We start from the raw sequence: 16,501 nt of genomic DNA on the forward strand, positions 1-16,501 counted from the left end.
CCCCCGGCGCGTCTCAGCGGCGCAGCCCGACCACCCGCCACACCGCGCCCCGGTCCGCGTGCACGGGACGCAGCCCGTGCTCCTGCAGGACGGCGAGCATGGCCGCCGGGGAGTGCACGTAGGTGCGGAAGGGCGTCCCGGCGGCGCGGAGGCCCAGGTTCTCCAGGGCGGCGAGCGCCCGCAGGAGGCGGTGCCCGGGCGGGTGGCTGAACACGAGCAGGCGCGTGGCACGGTCCGCGGCGGCGCCCAGGAGCCGTTCGTGGTCGGGGTAGCAGCACACGACCCGGTGCAGCACCACGACGTCGTGCGGGGCGACCGCCTCCGGGTCCGTCGCGATGTCGAGCTGCATGCGCACCACGCGGACGGACATCCCGGCAGCGGCGGCCAGCTCCGCGGCCTCGGCCTCGTAGGAGTCCACGAGCTCCAGGTTCGTGCTCCGCGCGGCGCCCCGGCGCAGCAGCTCGAGCTGGATCCCGCCCACGCCGCCGCCGATCTCCAGCACGCTGGCCCCCTCGACGCCCTGGGCGGCGAGGAAATCCACGACCCGCCGGGAGGCACGGTCGAGGCCCCGCCGCCGGTACCGGCGGGCGAGGCGCCGCGCGAAGCGGGGGCCGAAGACGCGCCGGTAGCCGGGCGCGCCGCAGCAACTGGACACGGCTCCAGGCTACGCCGTGGGCCCCGGCGCGGTCAGCGCTGGCAGGAGGGGCACCAGTAGAGCGTGCGCCCCTCCAGCTCCCCCGCCGCCACGGGCGTCCCGCACCGGCGGCACGGCAGGCCCTGGCGCTTGTAGACGAGGTGGGCGTGCCCGGGCCACGCCTGTGCCTCCGAGATCCCCGGGCGGTCAGCGGCGTCGGTCGTCAGGATCCGGCCCAGCCGCACGCCCGTGCGCATGAGGGCCGCGTTCTCCGCCCACAGCCCCAGCAGCGCCGGCTCGTCGAGGGCGCGCCCCGGCGTCATCGGGTCCAGTCCGCGGCGGAACAGGGACTCCGTCCGGAAGATGTTGCCCACCCCGGCCAGCACGGCCTGGTCCATGAGCAGCGCGCCCACCGGGCGGCGGCTGCGCCGCACGGCGGCCACGAAGGGCGCGGGGTCCGCGTGCGGGTCGAGCGGGTCCGGGCCCAGCCGCGCCCGGGCCGCCTCGGCCTCGGCGGAGCTCTCCAGCACGCACAGCGCCGGCCCGCGCAGATCGGCCCAGCCCTCGTCCCCGACCAGCCGCACGCGCACCGCCCCCACGGGCGCCGGCGGCAGCAGCGGGCCGGCGGGGGCGGCGTCGTCGTCGTGCGCCTCCCGCTCCCCGATCCGGCGCGGGGCCCCGATGGAGGAGGCGCCGCGGAAGCGGTCGGTGCCGCCGAAGCTCCACGCGCCGTAGAGGCCGAGGTGCGAGCGCAGCACCCGGTCCCCGGCGAAGTCGAGGAACAGCTGCTTGCCGTGGGCCCGTGCCCCCTCGAGCACGGCGCCGTCCAGGGCGTGCGCCCCGGCGGCGAAGCGCCCCTGCGGGGAGCTCACGGCCAGGGCCTGGCCTGAGAAGCAGTCGGCGAACTGGCGGGCGAGGCGGTGGACCGAGTGGCCCTCCGGCACTCAGGCCTCCCGGGCGGCCGGGAACTCGCGCGGGCGCAGGTCCTCGAGTTTTCCCGCGACGGTGCCGGTGGACTCGTACTCGCCGATCTGGGCGATCCGGCGCTCGTGGCGCTCGTCGCCGGAGAAGGGCTCCGCGAGGAACGCCCGGACGATGGCCAGCGCCTCCTCCTGCGGGTGCTGGCGTCCCCCGACGGCCACGACCTGGGCGTCGTTGTGCTGGCGCGCGAGCCGGGCGGTGTCCAGGTTCCAGGCCAGGGCGGCACGGATGCCCTCGACCTTGTTGGCGGCGATCTGCTCGCCGTTGCCCGACCCGCCCAGGACGATCCCGAGGGAGTCGAGCCCCGCCTCCCGGTCCGCCCGGACGGCGCGCGCGGCGCTGATGCAGAACGCGGGGTAGTCGTCGAGGGCGTCGTACTCGGCGGGGCCGTGGTCGACGAGGTCGTAGCCGGCGGCGACGAGCTCCTCGACCAGGTAGCGGGAGAGGTCCAGGCCGGCGTGGTCGGTGGCGATGTGGACGCGCATGGGCGGCGTGCTCCTGGGGTTCGCGGGAACGGGGCGGGATCGAGGCGCAGGGCCCGCGCGGACGGACCGGCCGCCCTCCAGCGTAGTGCGTGCCGCGCACACCGCAGGGCCTCCCCGGGCGGCCGGGACCCGGCTGACATAATGGGACGATCCCCTGCGGCCCACCGGTCGCGGACGCCCCGATCCCGAGCCATCCCGACCCGACCCCGACCCCGACCCCGACCCCGACGAGAGGACGGCACTGAAGTGCCCGGAACCAACCTGACCCGCCAGGAGGCGGCCGCGCGGGCCGAGACCGTGGCGGTGGACGCCTACGAGGTGGTCCTCGACCTGACCCGCGGCGAGCGCGTCTTCCGCTCCACGACCACCGTGCGCTTCCGGGCGACCCCGGGCGCCTCGACGTTCATCGACGCGATCACCGACGCGGTGCACTCCGTGGTGCTCAACGGCACCGTGCTCGATCCCGCCGAGGTCTCGGACGGCGTGCGGATCCGGCTGCCCGGGCTCGCCGCGGACAACGTGCTCACGGTCGAGTCGGACTGCCGGTACATGAACACCGGCGAGGGCCTGCACCGGTTCGTGGACCCGGTCGACGACGAGGTCTACCTCTACACCCAGTTCGAGGTGGCGGACACCCGGCGCGTGTTCGCCGTGTTCGAGCAGCCGGACCTCAAGGCGCGCTTCGCGTTCACGGTCACGGCCCCCGCGCACTGGACGGTCGTCTCGACCCAGCCCACCCCGGAGCCCGTCGCCGCCGGCGAGGGCGCCGCCACGTGGTCCTTCACCCCCACCCCGGTGGTCCCCTGCTACGTCACGGCGCTGATCGCCGGCCCGTACGCGTCCGTGCACGACGAGCTCACCAGCGCCGACGGCCGCACGATCCCCCTGGGCCTGTACGCCCGCCGCTCGCTCGTGGAGCACGTCGAGGCGGAGGAGATGTTCGGCATCACCAAGCGCGGCTTCGAGTTCTTCGAGGCGCAGTTCGGGGTGCCCTACCCGTTCGAGAAGTACGACCAGCTGTTCGTCCCGCAGTTCAACGCCGGGGCCATGGAGAACGCCGGCGCGGTGACCTTCGTGGAGCTCTACGTCTTCCGCTCCCGGCCCACGCAGGCCCGGGTGGAGCGGCGGGCCATCACGGTCCTGCACGAGCTGGCCCACATGTGGTTCGGGGACTTCGTGACCATGCGTTGGTGGAACGACCTGTGGCTCAACGAGTCCTTCGCCGAGTTCATGTCCACCCTCGCCGCGGCGGAGAACACCCGGTACACGGAGGCGTGGACCACGTTCGCCGCCGGGGAGAAGTCCTGGGGCTACGAGCAGGACCAGCTGCCCACCACCCACCCCATCAAGGCCGAGATCCGGGACCTCGAGGACGTGCTGGTGAACTTCGACGGCATCACCTACGCCAAGGGCGCCTCGGTGCTCAAGCAGCTGGTGGCCTGGGTGGGCCAGGCGCAGTTCATGGCCGGGCTGAACCGGTACTTCCGGGAGCACGCGTGGGGCAACACCGAGCTGCGCGACCTCATGGTCCGGCTCGAGGAGGCCAGCGGCCGGGACCTCGACGAGTGGGCCGCGAAGTGGCTCGAGACCGCCGGGGTGAACACGCTGACCCCGGAGCTCGAGACCGACCAGGACGGGATCATCCGCTCCTTCCGGATCCGGCAGACCGCCCCCGACGAGCACCCCACGCTGCGCCCGCACCGCCTGGCCGTGGGCTTCTACGACCACGACGGGGAGCAGGGCAAGCTCGTGCGCACGCACCGGGTCGAGCTCGACGTCGACGGCCCGTCCACGGAGGTGCCGCAGCTGGTGGGCCGGGAGCTGCCGGACCTCGTGCTGCTCAACGACGACGACCTCGCCTACGCGAAGATCCGCCTCGACGAGTGCTCCCTGGACACCGCCCTGACCCACCTGAAGAACTTCGAGGACACGCTCCCGCGCGCCCTCGTCCAGGCGTCCGTGTGGGACGGCGTGCACGACGGCGAGACGCCCGCCCGCCGCTACGTGGAGCTCGTGCTCGGCAACATCGCCCACGAGACGTCCTCGACCGGCATCCAGGTGCAGCTGCGCCAGCTGGACACCGTGCTCGACGGCTACGTGGCCGAGCCCGTGCGCGGGGCCACCGTGCGCGCCGCCGCCGACCGGCTCCGCCGGCTCACCGAGGAGGCGGCGCCCGGCTCCGACCAGCAGCTGCAGTTCCTCCGGGCCTTCGCCCGGCACGCCCGCACCGACGAGCAGCTGGACGTCCTCGAGCAGCTCCTCGACGGGCGGCGCGCCCTGGAGGGCCTGGCGCTGGACACCGACCTGCGCTGGAGCCTGCTCACCGCGCTGTGCGCCGGCGGGCGGACCGGCGACGCGGAGGTGAACGCGATGCTCGCGCAGGACAACACCGAGAACGGCGCGATCGCGGCCGCCCGCGCCCGGGCCGCCATCCCCACGGCCGAGGCCAAGGCCCGGGCGTGGCAGCAGATCATGGTGGACGGGTCCCTGCCCAACTCCATCCAGGACGCGGCGATCGACGGGTTCCGCACGGCCGCCGACACCTCCCTGCTGGCGCCCTGGGCGGAGGGGTACTTCGCGGCGATCCCGGGCGTGTGGCGCACCCGGACCCACGAGCTGGCCCAGCAGATCGCGACCGGCATGTACCCGAACATCCCCGCCCAGGAGACCGTCGACGCCGCGGACGCCTTCCTCGCGGACCTGCCCGAGGACCTGCACGGACTCCGCCGGCTGGTCCTCGAGCAGCGCGACGCGACGGCCCGCGCGGTCCGGGCGCAGGCCGTGGACGCCGCCTACGAGGTGGTGCGCGCATGAGCGACGAGCAGCAGCGCCCCGGTCCGGCCGGCCAGGACCCGCGCACCGACCCCGCCGCCGCGGCGCCGCCCGGGGCGCGCTCCTTCGCGGTCGGGGCGCCCCTGTCCCAGCTGCGCCGCCCCGTGCCGCAGGTCGGCGACGAGCGGGAGCAGGCCGAGGCCGGCGCGGCGTCGTCGTTCTACGACCAGGTGGGCGGGCACGAGACGTTCGTGAAGCTCGTGCACGAGTTCTACGCCCGGGTGGCCGAGGACGAGCGGTTCCGGGCGCTCTACCCGGAGGACGACCTCGGCCCCGCCGAGGAGCGGCTGCGGATGTTCCTCGAGCAGTACTGGGGCGGGCCGACCACCTACTCGGAGCAGCGCGGGCACCCGCGGCTGCGGATGCGGCACATGCCGTTCCCCGTGGACACGTGGGCGCGCGAGACGTGGCTGACGCACATGCGCGCGGCCCTGGACACCCTGGAGCTCTCCCCGCTGCACGACGGGATCATCTGGGACTACTTCGACCGCGCCGCCCACGCCATGATCAACCGTCCCGGCTGATCCCCCGGGAGTCTCAGCGCTTGGCCAGGACGTGCCCGCCGGGGGTGCTCAGGCGCACCCAGCGGCCGTTCTCCGCGACGGCGACCTCCGCGCCCGGGCGCAGGAAGCCGAGCGAGTACGCGGCGAACGCCGCGCCGTCCGGCAGCGGCGCCCCGGTCAGCCGCCCCGCGAGCGGCTCCGCCCACCCGGACGACCGACCCCAGACCTGCGAGCGCACGGTGTCCACGACGGCGGCGCCCGCGTCCGTGGGCACCGCCCGGGCGACCTCGGCGATCCCGGCCCGGGCGACCTCGCGCAGCGCGTCCCCGGCGACGGAGCCCACCGGGGTCCACCCGCCCAGGGGCGGGGCGATGCCCGCCCACGAGACGTTCGCGTCCACGGGGGGCAGGCCCACGTCCGTGGCGTCCTGGTCCTGGCGCGGCATCCGGTCGAGGACCCCGCCGAGCGGGACGGTGACGTCCAGGGCCTGCTCCCCGGACAGCGCGGCGGTGCGCAGGCCCAGGACCGTGGGCGTGGTGTCGAGCAGGCCGTGGGGCTCGAGCACGCACACGTAGACGCCGAGGGCCCGCCCGCGCGCCTGGAAGCGCACCGCGCCCTGCGGGTCCACCCCGCGGGCCCGGGACAGGTACGTCCGCAGGTCGGCGACGTCCCGCGGATCCGTCAGCGGGAGGGACCGGCCCACGGGGCTCAGGCCTCCGCCGGCGCGGGCCGGCGGGCGAAGCGGGTCGGGGCGTCCTGCCACTGCTCGAGCAGGCCCCGCTGCGTGTCGTCGAGGCGCACCGGCCGCCCGGAGGAGCGGTCGATCACGACGACGACCGTCTGGGCCACGGCGTAGACGCGCGACCCGTCCTCCTCCTGGACCGCGTAGTCCAGCACGAAGCTCGACCCGCCCACGGAGGAGACCCACACCCGCACGGACACCGGGTCGTCGCGGTACAGCAGCTGCTGCGTGTACTCGACCTCCTGCCGGCCGATCACGGTCATCAGGTCCCCCAGCAGGGTGCGGAACGTCGCGCCCTCCGGCACCCCCGCGGCGGCGTCCTCGGGCAGCGGACGGGCCATGAGCCGGACCCGGGCGTCCTCGAGGTACTGGAGCATGGTGACGTTGTTGACGTGGCCGTAGCTGTCGATGTCGCCGAAGCGCATCTGGATGGGGATCAGCAGCGAAGACATGCCCCCATCCCATCACACCCGGGCGCGCCGGACGCGCCCCGGCGCGACCGGCGGCTTGGCTAGAGTGAAGGCCATGACCTACAGCCCGATCCCGGACCCCACGCAGGCCCTGCTCGACATGCTCGACCTCGCGGACGGGGGTGGCGCGCGCACGCTCGAGGACATCTACGTGGGCCACTCCATCTCCCCCGCACGCGGCCGGGTCTACGGTGGGCAGGTCCTGGCGCAGGCCGCGACCGCCGCCATGCGCACCGTGGAGCCGGAGCGGATCATTCACTCGATGCACGCGTACTTCCTGCGCGCCGGGGACGTGTCCCAGCCGATCACCTTCGGGGTGGAGCGGATCCGGGACGGGCGGTCCTTCTCCGCCCGCCGGGTGCACGCCTACCAGGACGGGCGCGCCATCCTCTCGGCCATCGCGTCCTTCCAGGCCCCGGCCCGGGGCCTGGACCACCAGGACGAGTCCCCCCGGAACCTGCCCGAGCCGGAGTCCCTGCCCAGCGCCGTGGAGCTGCTGGGTCACGTCGACGCCCCCGAGGCGCAGGCGATCGCGCACGAGCGGCCCTTCGACATGCGGTACATCACGGAGCCGATCTACTTCAAGCCGGACTCCCGGGGCGAGCCGTTCAACGCGGTGTGGATCAAGACCCTCAAGCCACTGCCGGACGACCCGAACATCCACCGCGCCGCACTCGCCTACGCGAGCGACTACACGCTGCTCGAGCCCATCCTGCGCCTGCACGGCAGGACATGGATCGAGCCCGGCATGAACATCGCCTCCCTCGACCACGCGATGTGGTGGCACCGGGAGACCCGCGCGGACGAGTGGCTGCTCTACGTGCAGTCCTCCCCCAACGCCTCCTCGGCCCGCGGCCTCGGGGTGGGCCGGATGTTCTCCCGGGACGGCCGGCTCGTCGCCACCACCGCCCAGGAGGGCATGATGCGCTTCCCGGAGTTCTCCTAGCCGCACCGGAGCACGCCGAAGGGGCCCGCCGGGCGGGAAGGAGCTGCTCCTTCCCGCCCGGCGTGCCCCTTCGGCGGCACGGGGTCCGGGCGCGGCCCGGCCCCCGGGTCAGTCGCGGGTGAGGCGGCGGTGCGTGACGCGGTGCGGCCGCGCGGCGTCCGCGCCGAGGCGCTCCACCTTGTTGGCCTCGTAGGACTCGAAGTTGCCCTCGAACCAGTACCACTGGTCCGGCTCGTCCTCGGTGCCCTCCCACGCCAGGATGTGGGTGGCGACCCGGTCGAGGAACCACCGGTCGTGGGAGACGACCACGGCGCAGCCCGGGAACTCCAGCAGCGCGTTCTCCAGGGAGCCGAGGGTCTCGACGTCGAGGTCGTTGGTGGGCTCGTCGAGGAGCAGCAGGTTGCCGCCCTGCTTGAGGGTCATGGCCAGGTTCAGCCGGTTGCGCTCTCCGCCCGAGAGCACCCCCGCCTTCTTCTGCTGGTCGGGGCCCTTGAAGCCGAACGCGGAGACGTAGGCGCGCGAGGGCATCTCGACGTTGCCGACGTTGATGTAGTCCAGGCCGTCCGAGACGACCTCCCACAGCGACTTGCTGGCGTCGAGGTTCGCACGGTTCTGGTCCACGTAGGAGATCTTGACGGAGTCGCCGATCTTCAGCTCCCCGCCGTCCAGCTCCTCCATGCCGACGATGGTCTTGAACAGGGTCGACTTGCCGACGCCGTTGGGGCCGATGACGCCCACGATGCCGTTGCGCGGCAGGGAGAAGGACAGGCCCTTGATGAGGGAGCGGTCCCCGAAGCCCTTCTGCAGGTCCTTCGCCTCGATCACGAGGTTGCCCAGGCGCGGTCCCGGCGGGATCTGGATCTCCTCGAAGTCCAGCTTGCGGGTCTTCTCGGCCTCGGCGGCCATCTCCTCGTAGCGGGCCAGGCGGGCCTTCGACTTCGCCTGGCGGCCCTTGGCGTTGGAGCGCACCCACTCGAGCTCGTCGGCCAGCCGCTTGGCCTGCTTGGCGTCCTTCTTGCCCTGCACCTCCATGCGGGCGCGCTTGGTCTCGAGGTAGGCCGAGTAGTTGCCCTCGTAGCCGTACAGCCGGCCACGGTCGACCTCGCAGATCCACTCGGCCACGTGGTCGAGGAAGTACCGGTCGTGGGTCACGGCCATGACGGCACCGTGGTAGTCCTTCAGGTGCTGCTCCAGCCACAGCACGGACTCGGCGTCGAGGTGGTTGGTGGGCTCGTCGAGGAGCAGGAGGTCCGGCTTCTGCAGCAGCAGCTTGCACAGGGCCACGCGGCGGCGCTCACCACCGGAGAGGACCGAGACGTCGGCGTCCGGCGGCGGGCAGCGCAGGGCGTCCATCGCCTGCTCCAGCTGGGAGTCGAGGTCCCAGGCGTTGGCGGCGTCGATGTCCTCCTGGAGCTTGCCCATCTCCTCCATGAGGGAGTCGAAGTCGGCGTCCGGCTGGGCCATCTCCTCGGAGATCGCGTTGAAGCGGTCGACCTTCGCCTTGATCTCGCCCACGCCCTCCTCGACGTTGCCCAGGACGGTCTTCTCCTCGTTCAGCGGCGGCTCCTGGAGCAGGATGCCGACGGTGTAGCCGGGGCTGAGCCGGGCCTCGCCGTTGGACGGCTGGTCGAGGCCGGCCATGATCTTGAGGATGGTGGACTTGCCGGCCCCGTTGGGTCCCACGACGCCGATCTTCGCGCCGGGGTAGAACGACATGGTGACGTCGTCCAGGATGACTTTGTCGCCCACGGTCTTGCGGGCCTTGGACATTGTGTAGATGAATTCCGCCATGCCCTCAAGGCTACCCCGCCCGGCGGAGGCCGAGGGGCGGCCACCGGGCGGGGACGGACCGGGGGCTGGGGCGCCGCAGCCCCCGCTCCGTCCCCGCGCCGGGACGGCTCCGCCCGGGAAGCTCAGGCGGTGGCGGGCTGGCGGCGCGGGCGCCGTCCCGGCCCGGCAGCGGCCCCGAGGAGCTCACCGGTCTCCGGGTCGACGCCCTCCGGGAGCACGGGGGCCCCGCCGTCGAGGTCGCCGCTCGACTCCGACGGGTCCCCGTCCGGGGCCGCCGGGGCGTCCGCGGCCCCGGTCGCCGCCGCGTCCTCGGGCTGCCCGGCGGGCCGCTCCCCCGTCTGGTCGGCGGGCGGCGAGGAGGTCACGGTGCGCTGGAAGCAGGCCGTGCCGAGGGCGAGGTCGTGCCCGAGGGACACGGCGTCCACGTCCACGGCCGTGTTGCGCCCGTGCTCGCCCTCCCAGAACCGGACCTTGAGCTTGCCGACCACCACCACGGGCTGGCCCTTCTTGATGCTGGCCAGCGCGTTGAGCCCCAGCGCACGGAACGCCTGGACGGAGAACCAGTTGGTGTGCCCGTCCCGCCACGAACCGGCCTGCTGGTCGAACCAGCGCGGGGTGGAGGCGAGGCGGAAGGTCACCACCACGGTGCCGTCGGGCAGGTTGCGGGACTCGGGGTCCGTGGCCACGTAGCCGCGGACGGTGATCTGCTCGGTCATCGGGAACTCCTCTGGACGGCGGCCGGTGCGGCCGGTGCTGGCCCCGGTGGCGGGGTGCACCCAGCGTCCTGCAGGAGCCGGTGCCGCCGCGGCGGACGGGCCCCGGTTGTGGACGGCCGCGCTCCTCGGGTCCGGAGACCGTGTGCTGTGCAGTGCGACCGCCGTGCGAGCTTCGTGCGACCGGCTCACGGTCCGCGAGCGCCCGTCAGTCGATGTCGACGGCGTTCCAGGCGATCACGGAGAGGGGCTCCCGGTGCCGCTCCTGCTCGTGGGAGCACGCCCAGCACCACGGGCCGTAGAGCGGTGGGGCGCCGCACTGGCAGAGTCGGATCCGGGCCATCGGACTCACCTCGATGTTCGTTGCAGTGGCCTGGCAGGTGGCGGCCTGCCGGACGACATCCTGCGCGGGTGTCCTCACCCCTACTACCGGCGCAGTGGCTCCTGTGGATGCACCGCGGACCGGTTTTCGTGGCCGGCGCGGCGCCCGGACCGCCGGAGCGGGCGCCGCGCCTACCCCGTCCCCGCGCGTCGCCCCGCTGCGCGGAGCCGTCGCCCCGCCCCTCGGAGCCGTCGCTCCGCGCGGCGGGGCGTCGACCGCGGACGTCAGCCACGGGCGTCGGCCGCGATCTCGCCACGGCAGGCCGGTGCCGGTGCAGTGCGGGCGCCCGGACGGGAGGCGGCGGTCGGCCTCGCATGCGACGACCCCCGCAGTCTCCCGGGCACGGCGCAGCGGCGCCGTGCCCGGTTCGCCGCCGGCCCCCGTGCGTTCCGTTCGACTAGGCGGCGTGCCCCGGCTCGACCACGATGCAGTCCTCCCGGAAGTCGAGGTGCATGCAGTGCAGCGCGACGACGCCCCGGGTGATCGCCTCCAGCTGCTGCGGATCGATGTCCGGGCCGACGTTGCGGACGATGAAGTCACGGGTGTCCTCCGTGGCCTCCTCCACCGTGTCGTAGTGGTAGTAACGGGCCCCCCGGCCGGTCCACTGCCTGATGATGGTGACGCTCATGGTTACTCCCCCTGAATCGGATCCGGACGCGTGGTCCGTGGCCGCCCCGGGCACCCCGTCCGGGAACTGCGGCCGTCCCGGCGGGCTGCCGCCGGGGTCGTCGCGGAGGTGCTGCTCCGGCTCCTCGTCCGTCCTGGCGCGGAGCTCAGGTGGCCGGATCACTGCACCCCTCGATGTGCTACTTAACGTATGCGAATTCACAGGGTGGTGCTTGTCCACACTTTCGCGACCGCAAACAATCCAGAGCGGGTTGTAGCTCGGGAAGAGGCACCGGCAGGACTGCCCGGGAGGGGGACGGCCGGGCCGTGCCCGCCGAGGGCCGGAGCTGGGCCGGTCGTCCGGGGTGTGGCGGGAAAGTGCTCCGGCTCCGGGCGCCTGCCGGGACGCCGCTCAGCACCTGCCGGCTCCGCCACCGACGAAAGATGGCCCGCCCGGTCCAGTAAGACCGAGCGAGCCGCGGACACACAGACGGCGAGATCTGCGTGCCCACCGCACAGCCTACTCCGCCTCCGCTCCGCTCGGAGGTACCGGTCCACCGAACGGGCGCCGGCACGCTCATCCGGTCCGCCGGCCCTGCCCGCAAGGGCCGTGCGTCTCGCCACCGGAGAGATCCCGCCGGGCACCGCAGCACGATGTGCCGTCGGATCTGCCGTCGGATCTGGCGTCGGAGACGACGAGATCCCCGCCACCCTGAGCCGTGAGGGCCGGAATGGCGGGGATCGCGAGTGTGCCCCAGGAGGGAGTCGAACCCCCGACCAAGAGATTAGAAGGCTCCTGCTCTATCCACTGAGCTACTGGGGCGTGCCGCCCGGGACCGCGTCCCGGGCACCGCGGTCGAGTTTATCAACTCGCGGGGGCCACACCGGCTCCTCAGATCACGGCGCTCTGCACCGGGGGCTGGTAGCGGCCGCGGAAGAGCCGCCGGGTCGCCGGGTCGATGAACCACAGGTACACGCCGTAGGAGAGGGCGACGACCGCCGCGATCAGCCGGCCGGAGCTGAGGTCGAGGTCCAGGTACGGGAAGACGTCCAGCTGGTCGGAGACCGCGTAGATCATGAAGAAGACGGTGAGGAAGAACAGGATGTCGACCTGCCAGTCGCTGCGGATGCCCGTGACCGCGAACAGCGGGATGAGCCACACCACGTACCAGGCCTGGATCATCGGGGAGAACAGCACGATCGCGGCGAACGCCCAGGTCAGCCGGCGGATGATCCGCTCGTCCCGGCCCACGAACATCAGCCAGAGGATGACGGGCACCGCGAAGGCCTGGCCCACCGTGTGGACCACCTCCCGCCACTGGCCCGCGTCGGCGCCCACGGCCGCGGCCAGGGTGGTGGCGAGCACGCCGGCGAGACCCACCGGGGCGTACCAGATGGACACCGAGCCGGGGGTGGACATGGCGGAGACCCAGCCGAAGCCGAAGCCGTTGAGCAGCCCCATCAGCCCGAGCAGGGCGACCGAGTAGACGAGGACCAGGAACCAGATGACGAAGCGGCGGGTCCACGACGCGTTCCGGCCCGCCCACAGCAGGCCGATGAAGGGCAGGAAGACGAGGGTGATGGGCTTGATCGCCACGGACAGCGTGACGAGCGTGGTCCCGAGCAGACCGCCCTTCCAGTTGCGGTGCGCGGCGGCCGCGTAGGTGCCGCCGAGGGCGAGGGCGATCATGATGGCGTCGTTGTGCACGGAGACGATGAAGTTCGTGAGGAACAGGGGGTTCGCCACGCTGAGCCACAGGGCCCGAGCCGGGTTGATGCCGTGCAGCCGCGCGAGCCGCGGGATCAGCCACATGCAGGCGATCACGGCGAGCACGCACATCCCCCGGAACCAGAGCACCCCGGCGTCCGGGTCCGCGCCGGTGACGGCCACCACGAACTGCTCGAGCCACAGGAAGAGCGGCCCGTAGGGCGGCGGGGACTCCGACCACATCTGGTCGGCCCCGAGCTGGAAGAAGTTGTCGATCGTGGAGACGCCGTGCTCGTAGGGGTTCAGCCCGCTGGCCATCACCCGGCCCTGGCCGATGTAGGAGTACACGTCCCGGCTGAACAGGGGGATCGTCACGAGCATGGGGGCGGCCCACGCCGCGATGGCGATGAGCACCCACCGGCCGCTGCCGGGTCCCCACGTGTTGAGCTTCTGCCCCAGGCGCAGCCACTCACGGATCAGGAGCATCCCGCCCACGGCGAGCAGGAGGATGGAGACGATCACCCCGGTAGTCGTGAAGCGCATGCCGATGATGACCGGCGCCTGCCGCAGCGGGGAGACGGAGGCGAGCCAGCCGACGCCCAGGGAGCCGACCAGGAGCATGAGCGACCCGAGCGTGCCCATGAGCACCGTCCGCAGGAGGGAGTCGGAGTCGTACCACGAGCTCCCGGGATCCGCCGGCGGCCGGACGCCGTCGGGTCCCTCGCCCGGCGCCGGCGTCGTCGAAGTGGTCTGCACTGCTCTCCCGATGCGCCCGTCCGGTGGCTGCGGGCGCCCCGGCTGGGCGCAGCACGGACCCGTGGTCGCCCCGATCCTATCCCCGGCTCCTCGGGGAGTCCCCGACCGGTCCCGGCGGCGACCGGCGGCGTCGGGGCGGCACGGTAGATTGTCCGGGTGGCTAATTCGAACGGACGCATTGTGTGGATCGACTGCGAGATGACGGGGCTGTCCATCGAGGACGACGCCCTGATCGAGGTCGCGGCGCTCGTCACCGACGACGAGCTCAACGTCCTCGGGGAGGGCGTCGACGTCGTGATCCGCCCGGACGAGGCGGCGCTGGCGCAGATGGGGGACTTCGTGCGGAACATGCACACCTCCTCCAAGCTGCTCGACGAGCTCCCCTCCGGTCTGACGATGGAGCAGGCGCAGGAGCAGGTCCTCGCCTACATCAAGGAGTGGGTGCCCGAGCCCGGCAAGGCCCCGCTGGGCGGGAACTCGGTGGGCACGGACCGCACGTTCCTGGTGCGCGACATGCCGGAGCTCGTGGCGCACCTGCACTACCGCGTGATCGACGTCTCCACCATCAAGGAGCTCTCCCGCCGGTGGTTCCCGCGCGCCTACTTCCAGGCCCCGCCGAAGACCGGCAACCACCGGGCCCTGGGCGACATCCGGGACTCGATCGACGAGCTGCGGTACTACCGCCGCGCCGTGTTCGCCGCCGAGCCGGGGCCGGACTCGGAGACCGCGAAGGGCATCGCCGCGGAGATCGCCGCGTCCCGCACGGGCGCCTGAGTCCCCCGTCCGGCGCCGGGACCCCGGCCCGGACGGGCGGGCGTCCCGGCGTGGTCCGGAGCCCTCCGGGAATGCGGTACACTCGTATGCGTTGCCCAGCGGAAGCACGGTCTTCCGGCGGGCGTTCATGGTGGGCGTAGCTCAGTTCGGCAGAGCGCCTGGTTGTGGTCCAGGAGGTCGCGGGTTCAACCCCCGTCGCTCACCCACTGTGAAAGGCCGTCCCGTTGACTCGGGGCGGCCTTTCGTCGTTCCCGAACCGGTTCGAAGGGGCGCAGGCCCCGGCAAGTCGAAGGAAGTGCGTCATGGCCGTCCGTCCCGTGGTGATCACCGGCGATCCCGTCCTCCACCGCCCCGCCGCCAAGGTGGCGCAGTTCGACGAGGACCTGCACGCCCTCGTGGCGGACATGTACGAGACCATGGACGCCGCCCACGGCGTGGGGCTCGCCGCCCCGCAGATCGGCGTGGGGCTGCGGATCTTCACCTACACGTTCCAGAACGACGACGACGTGGCGCCGCGCGGCGTCCTCGTCAACCCCGTGCTGACGCCGGGGAAGATATCCCAGGAGGCGCCGGACCCGGACGAGGAGTCCGAGGGCTGCCTGTCCGTGCCCGGCTACAGCTGGCCGCTGAAGCGGGCGGACTGGGTCCGGGTCGCCGGCTTCGACGTGGAGGGCCGTCCGGTCGACTTCGAGGCCACCGGGTGGTTCGCCCGCGTCATGCAGCACGAGTATGACCACCTGGACGGCAAGCTCTACGTGGACCGGCTCAACGACAAGTGGTCCCGCAAGGCCCGGAAGGCGGTCAAGGCCGAGGGCTGGGGCCGCGGCGGCCACACCTGGACCCCTGGCGTCGACGAGGACCCGTTCGGCCACTGATCCGTCCGCGCACCGGCCCCGGCGCGCCCGCTCAGTCCTCCGTCAGCACGACGACGAGCTCGCCCGCCGACCGGGCCGTGGGCTCCGTCAGCTCGGCCCGCCAGCGCTCCTGCGCCGCCGAGAGCAGGTCCAGCGGCGTCTCCAGGCGTTCGCCGGCGGCGGCGCGCTCGACGAGGTGCCGGGCCAGCAGGCCGCGGGTGTGCTTGGCCATGTGCGAGACGACCTGGCGCCTCCCGTTCCGCTCCCGCACCGCTTTCACCCCCACCGTCCGGGCCCGGGGACCGCGCCACGCCGCCGCGTAGGCGGCCGACCGGCAGTCCACGACGAGCCCGTCCCCGGCCGCCGGCTCCAGCACCGCGGGCAGGTGGTGCTTCCAGTGCGCCGCGAGCCTGCCGAGCCCCGGCAGCTCGGCACCCATGGACAGGCGGTAGGCCGGGATCCGGTCGTCGGGGCGCACCGCGCCCCACAGCGCCGAGACGACGACGAGGGAGGCCGCCGCGGCGGTCCGCTGCGCCCCGGTCATCCCGGCCGGGTCGAGGGCGTCGTAGAGCACCCCGGTGTAGACGCTCAGGGCCGGTGCGGCCGGCTCGGCGCCCAGCCGGGTGTTGCGCTCGACCTCGCCGCGCAGCCGCTCCCCCACGCCCAGCACCTCGAGCGCGTCCTCGCGGGCGCTCGTCGCGGCAAGCTCGGCGAGCACCTGCTCCCGGGCGGCCGTGAGCTCGGGGAAGGACAGGACGGCGGGGTCCACGGGGGCGCCGGCGCCGGGGGCGGTCTTGGTCTCGGAGGGCGGGAGGAGGATCAGCACTCGCAGCAGTCTAGTGACCCCGCGGGCCGGTCCGGGCGCCCCGGACCGGCGGGTAGGATGGGCCTCGGACAGGTCGGCCGGGTGACCGCGGGCCGCGCAGCTCCGGCTGTCGCGGCGCGAGGAAAGTCCGGGCTCCGCAGAGCAGGATGGTGGGCAACGCCCACTCGGGGAGACCCGCAGGAAAGTGCCACAGAGAACAGACCGCCCGTCCCCGGTCCGTCCGGGCGGCGGGTCAGGGTGAAAAGGTGGTGTAAGAGACCACCAGCGCGCCGGGTGACCGGCGCGGCTCGGTAAACCCCATCCGGAGCAAGGCCAGACAGGGTGCGCCCGAGGGCTGCTCGCCCGAGCACCCGGGTAGGCCGCTCGAGCCCACCGGCAACGGTGGGCCTAGATGGATGGTCACCGGCACGGCACGGGCGACCGGCCGTGCGCACAGAACCCGGCTTACAGGCCGGCCTGTCCCCCGCCCCCGCACCGCGCGCTCCGGGCTCGAGCGGC

General features: G+C 73.3%; 16 protein-coding genes, 2 tRNA genes and 1 other RNA gene. 7 read left to right on the plus strand and 12 right to left on the minus strand.

The window, feature by feature from the left end:
- Positions 1-13 precede the first annotated feature (13 nt).
- The 3 genes from ACZ2G1_RS04395 to ACZ2G1_RS04405 are packed head-to-tail and all read right to left on the minus strand — an operon-like array spanning position 14 to position 2,100.
- On the minus strand, positions 14-655 hold the full coding sequence (locus tag ACZ2G1_RS04395; RefSeq protein ID WP_470377519.1) for a methyltransferase domain-containing protein: 642 nt from the start codon (positions 653-655) through the stop codon (positions 14-16).
- Positions 656-687: 32 nt separating this feature from the next.
- Positions 688-1,578 (minus strand): Fpg/Nei family DNA glycosylase, encoded by an 891-nt coding sequence (locus ACZ2G1_RS04400; protein WP_470377520.1) that lies wholly within the window; start codon positions 1,576-1,578, stop codon positions 688-690.
- Positions 1,579-2,100: a ribose-5-phosphate isomerase gene (locus ACZ2G1_RS04405; RefSeq protein ID WP_035930062.1), complete on the minus strand. Its 522-nt coding sequence runs from the start codon at positions 2,098-2,100 to the stop codon at positions 1,579-1,581.
- Between the two features lie 246 nt (positions 2,101-2,346).
- Between ACZ2G1_RS04405 and pepN the strand changes: the two genes are divergently transcribed.
- On the plus strand, positions 2,347-4,914 hold the full coding sequence (pepN, locus tag ACZ2G1_RS04410; protein WP_470377521.1) for an aminopeptidase N: 2,568 nt from the start codon (positions 2,347-2,349) through the stop codon (positions 4,912-4,914).
- On the plus strand, positions 4,911-5,456 hold the full coding sequence (locus tag ACZ2G1_RS04415; RefSeq protein ID WP_419720426.1) for a globin: 546 nt from the start codon (positions 4,911-4,913) through the stop codon (positions 5,454-5,456). Before pepN ends, ACZ2G1_RS04415 begins: the two co-directional genes overlap by 4 nt.
- A gap of 13 nt (positions 5,457-5,469) precedes the next feature.
- Here the strand turns inward: ACZ2G1_RS04415 and ACZ2G1_RS04420 are convergent, their stop codons facing one another.
- Together ACZ2G1_RS04420 and ACZ2G1_RS04425 are read right to left on the minus strand one after the other, a co-directional pair.
- Positions 5,470-6,138 (minus strand): DUF8185 domain-containing protein, encoded by a 669-nt coding sequence (locus ACZ2G1_RS04420; protein WP_284563639.1) that lies wholly within the window; start codon positions 6,136-6,138, stop codon positions 5,470-5,472.
- 5 nt (positions 6,139-6,143) lie between these two features.
- Entirely contained in the window at positions 6,144-6,629 is a 486-nt protein-coding gene (locus tag ACZ2G1_RS04425) for an acyl-CoA thioesterase (RefSeq protein WP_017834576.1), read from the minus strand.
- Positions 6,630-6,702: 73 nt separating this feature from the next.
- Here ACZ2G1_RS04425 and ACZ2G1_RS04430 point away from each other — a divergent pair, with 73 nt between their 5' ends.
- Positions 6,703-7,593 (plus strand): acyl-CoA thioesterase, encoded by an 891-nt coding sequence (locus ACZ2G1_RS04430; RefSeq protein WP_368828118.1) that lies wholly within the window; start codon positions 6,703-6,705, stop codon positions 7,591-7,593.
- Between the two features lie 108 nt (positions 7,594-7,701).
- On the opposite strand, the gene ettA is transcribed toward ACZ2G1_RS04430, so the two are convergent.
- The 6 genes from ettA to mptB all read right to left on the minus strand — a co-directional run bounded on the left by ettA (position 7,702) and on the right by mptB (position 13,549).
- Positions 7,702-9,384 (minus strand): energy-dependent translational throttle protein EttA, encoded by a 1,683-nt coding sequence (gene ettA / locus ACZ2G1_RS04435; protein ID WP_368828116.1) that lies wholly within the window; start codon positions 9,382-9,384, stop codon positions 7,702-7,704.
- 122 nt (positions 9,385-9,506) lie between these two features.
- Positions 9,507-10,100 carry a single-stranded DNA-binding protein gene (locus tag ACZ2G1_RS04440; RefSeq protein WP_470377522.1) on the minus strand — a complete coding sequence of 198 codons (594 nt, stop codon included), beginning with the start codon at positions 10,098-10,100 and terminating at the stop codon, positions 9,507-9,509.
- 205 nt (positions 10,101-10,305) lie between these two features.
- On the minus strand, positions 10,306-10,440 hold the full coding sequence (locus tag ACZ2G1_RS04445) for a hypothetical protein (protein WP_470377523.1): 135 nt from the start codon (positions 10,438-10,440) through the stop codon (positions 10,306-10,308).
- Between the two features lie 436 nt (positions 10,441-10,876).
- A complete protein-coding gene (locus ACZ2G1_RS04450) occupies positions 10,877-11,107 on the minus strand; it encodes a hypothetical protein (RefSeq protein ID WP_017834571.1) in 231 nt (76 codons plus the stop codon).
- Between the two features lie 728 nt (positions 11,108-11,835).
- A tRNA-Arg gene (locus ACZ2G1_RS04455) sits at positions 11,836-11,908 on the minus strand.
- Between the two features lie 69 nt (positions 11,909-11,977).
- Positions 11,978-13,549 carry a polyprenol phosphomannose-dependent alpha 1,6 mannosyltransferase MptB gene (mptB, locus tag ACZ2G1_RS04460; protein ID WP_333909567.1) on the minus strand — a complete coding sequence of 524 codons (1,572 nt, stop codon included), beginning with the start codon at positions 13,547-13,549 and terminating at the stop codon, positions 11,978-11,980.
- 198 nt (positions 13,550-13,747) lie between these two features.
- Between mptB and orn the strand changes: the two genes are divergently transcribed.
- From orn to def, 3 genes are all read left to right on the plus strand, one after another.
- On the plus strand, positions 13,748-14,323 hold the full coding sequence (gene orn / locus ACZ2G1_RS04465; protein WP_348651676.1) for an oligoribonuclease: 576 nt from the start codon (positions 13,748-13,750) through the stop codon (positions 14,321-14,323).
- Positions 14,324-14,453: 130 nt separating this feature from the next.
- Positions 14,454-14,527, plus strand: a tRNA-His gene (locus ACZ2G1_RS04470).
- A 98-nt stretch (positions 14,528-14,625) separates the two neighbouring features.
- On the plus strand, positions 14,626-15,198 hold the full coding sequence (gene def, locus ACZ2G1_RS04475) for a peptide deformylase (protein ID WP_035929883.1): 573 nt from the start codon (positions 14,626-14,628) through the stop codon (positions 15,196-15,198).
- Positions 15,199-15,229: 31 nt separating this feature from the next.
- Here the strand turns inward: def and ACZ2G1_RS04480 are convergent, their stop codons facing one another.
- Positions 15,230-16,003, minus strand: coding sequence for a YaaA family protein (locus ACZ2G1_RS04480; RefSeq protein WP_158279215.1), 774 nt, complete (start codon positions 16,001-16,003; stop codon positions 15,230-15,232).
- A 69-nt stretch (positions 16,004-16,072) separates the two neighbouring features.
- Between ACZ2G1_RS04480 and rnpB the strand changes: the two genes are divergently transcribed.
- An RNA gene (gene rnpB / locus ACZ2G1_RS04485) (RNase P RNA component class A) lies at positions 16,073-16,466 on the plus strand.
- Positions 16,467-16,501: the final 35 nt, after the last annotated feature.

This window comes from Kocuria sp. KKT182, from assembly GCF_055635395.1.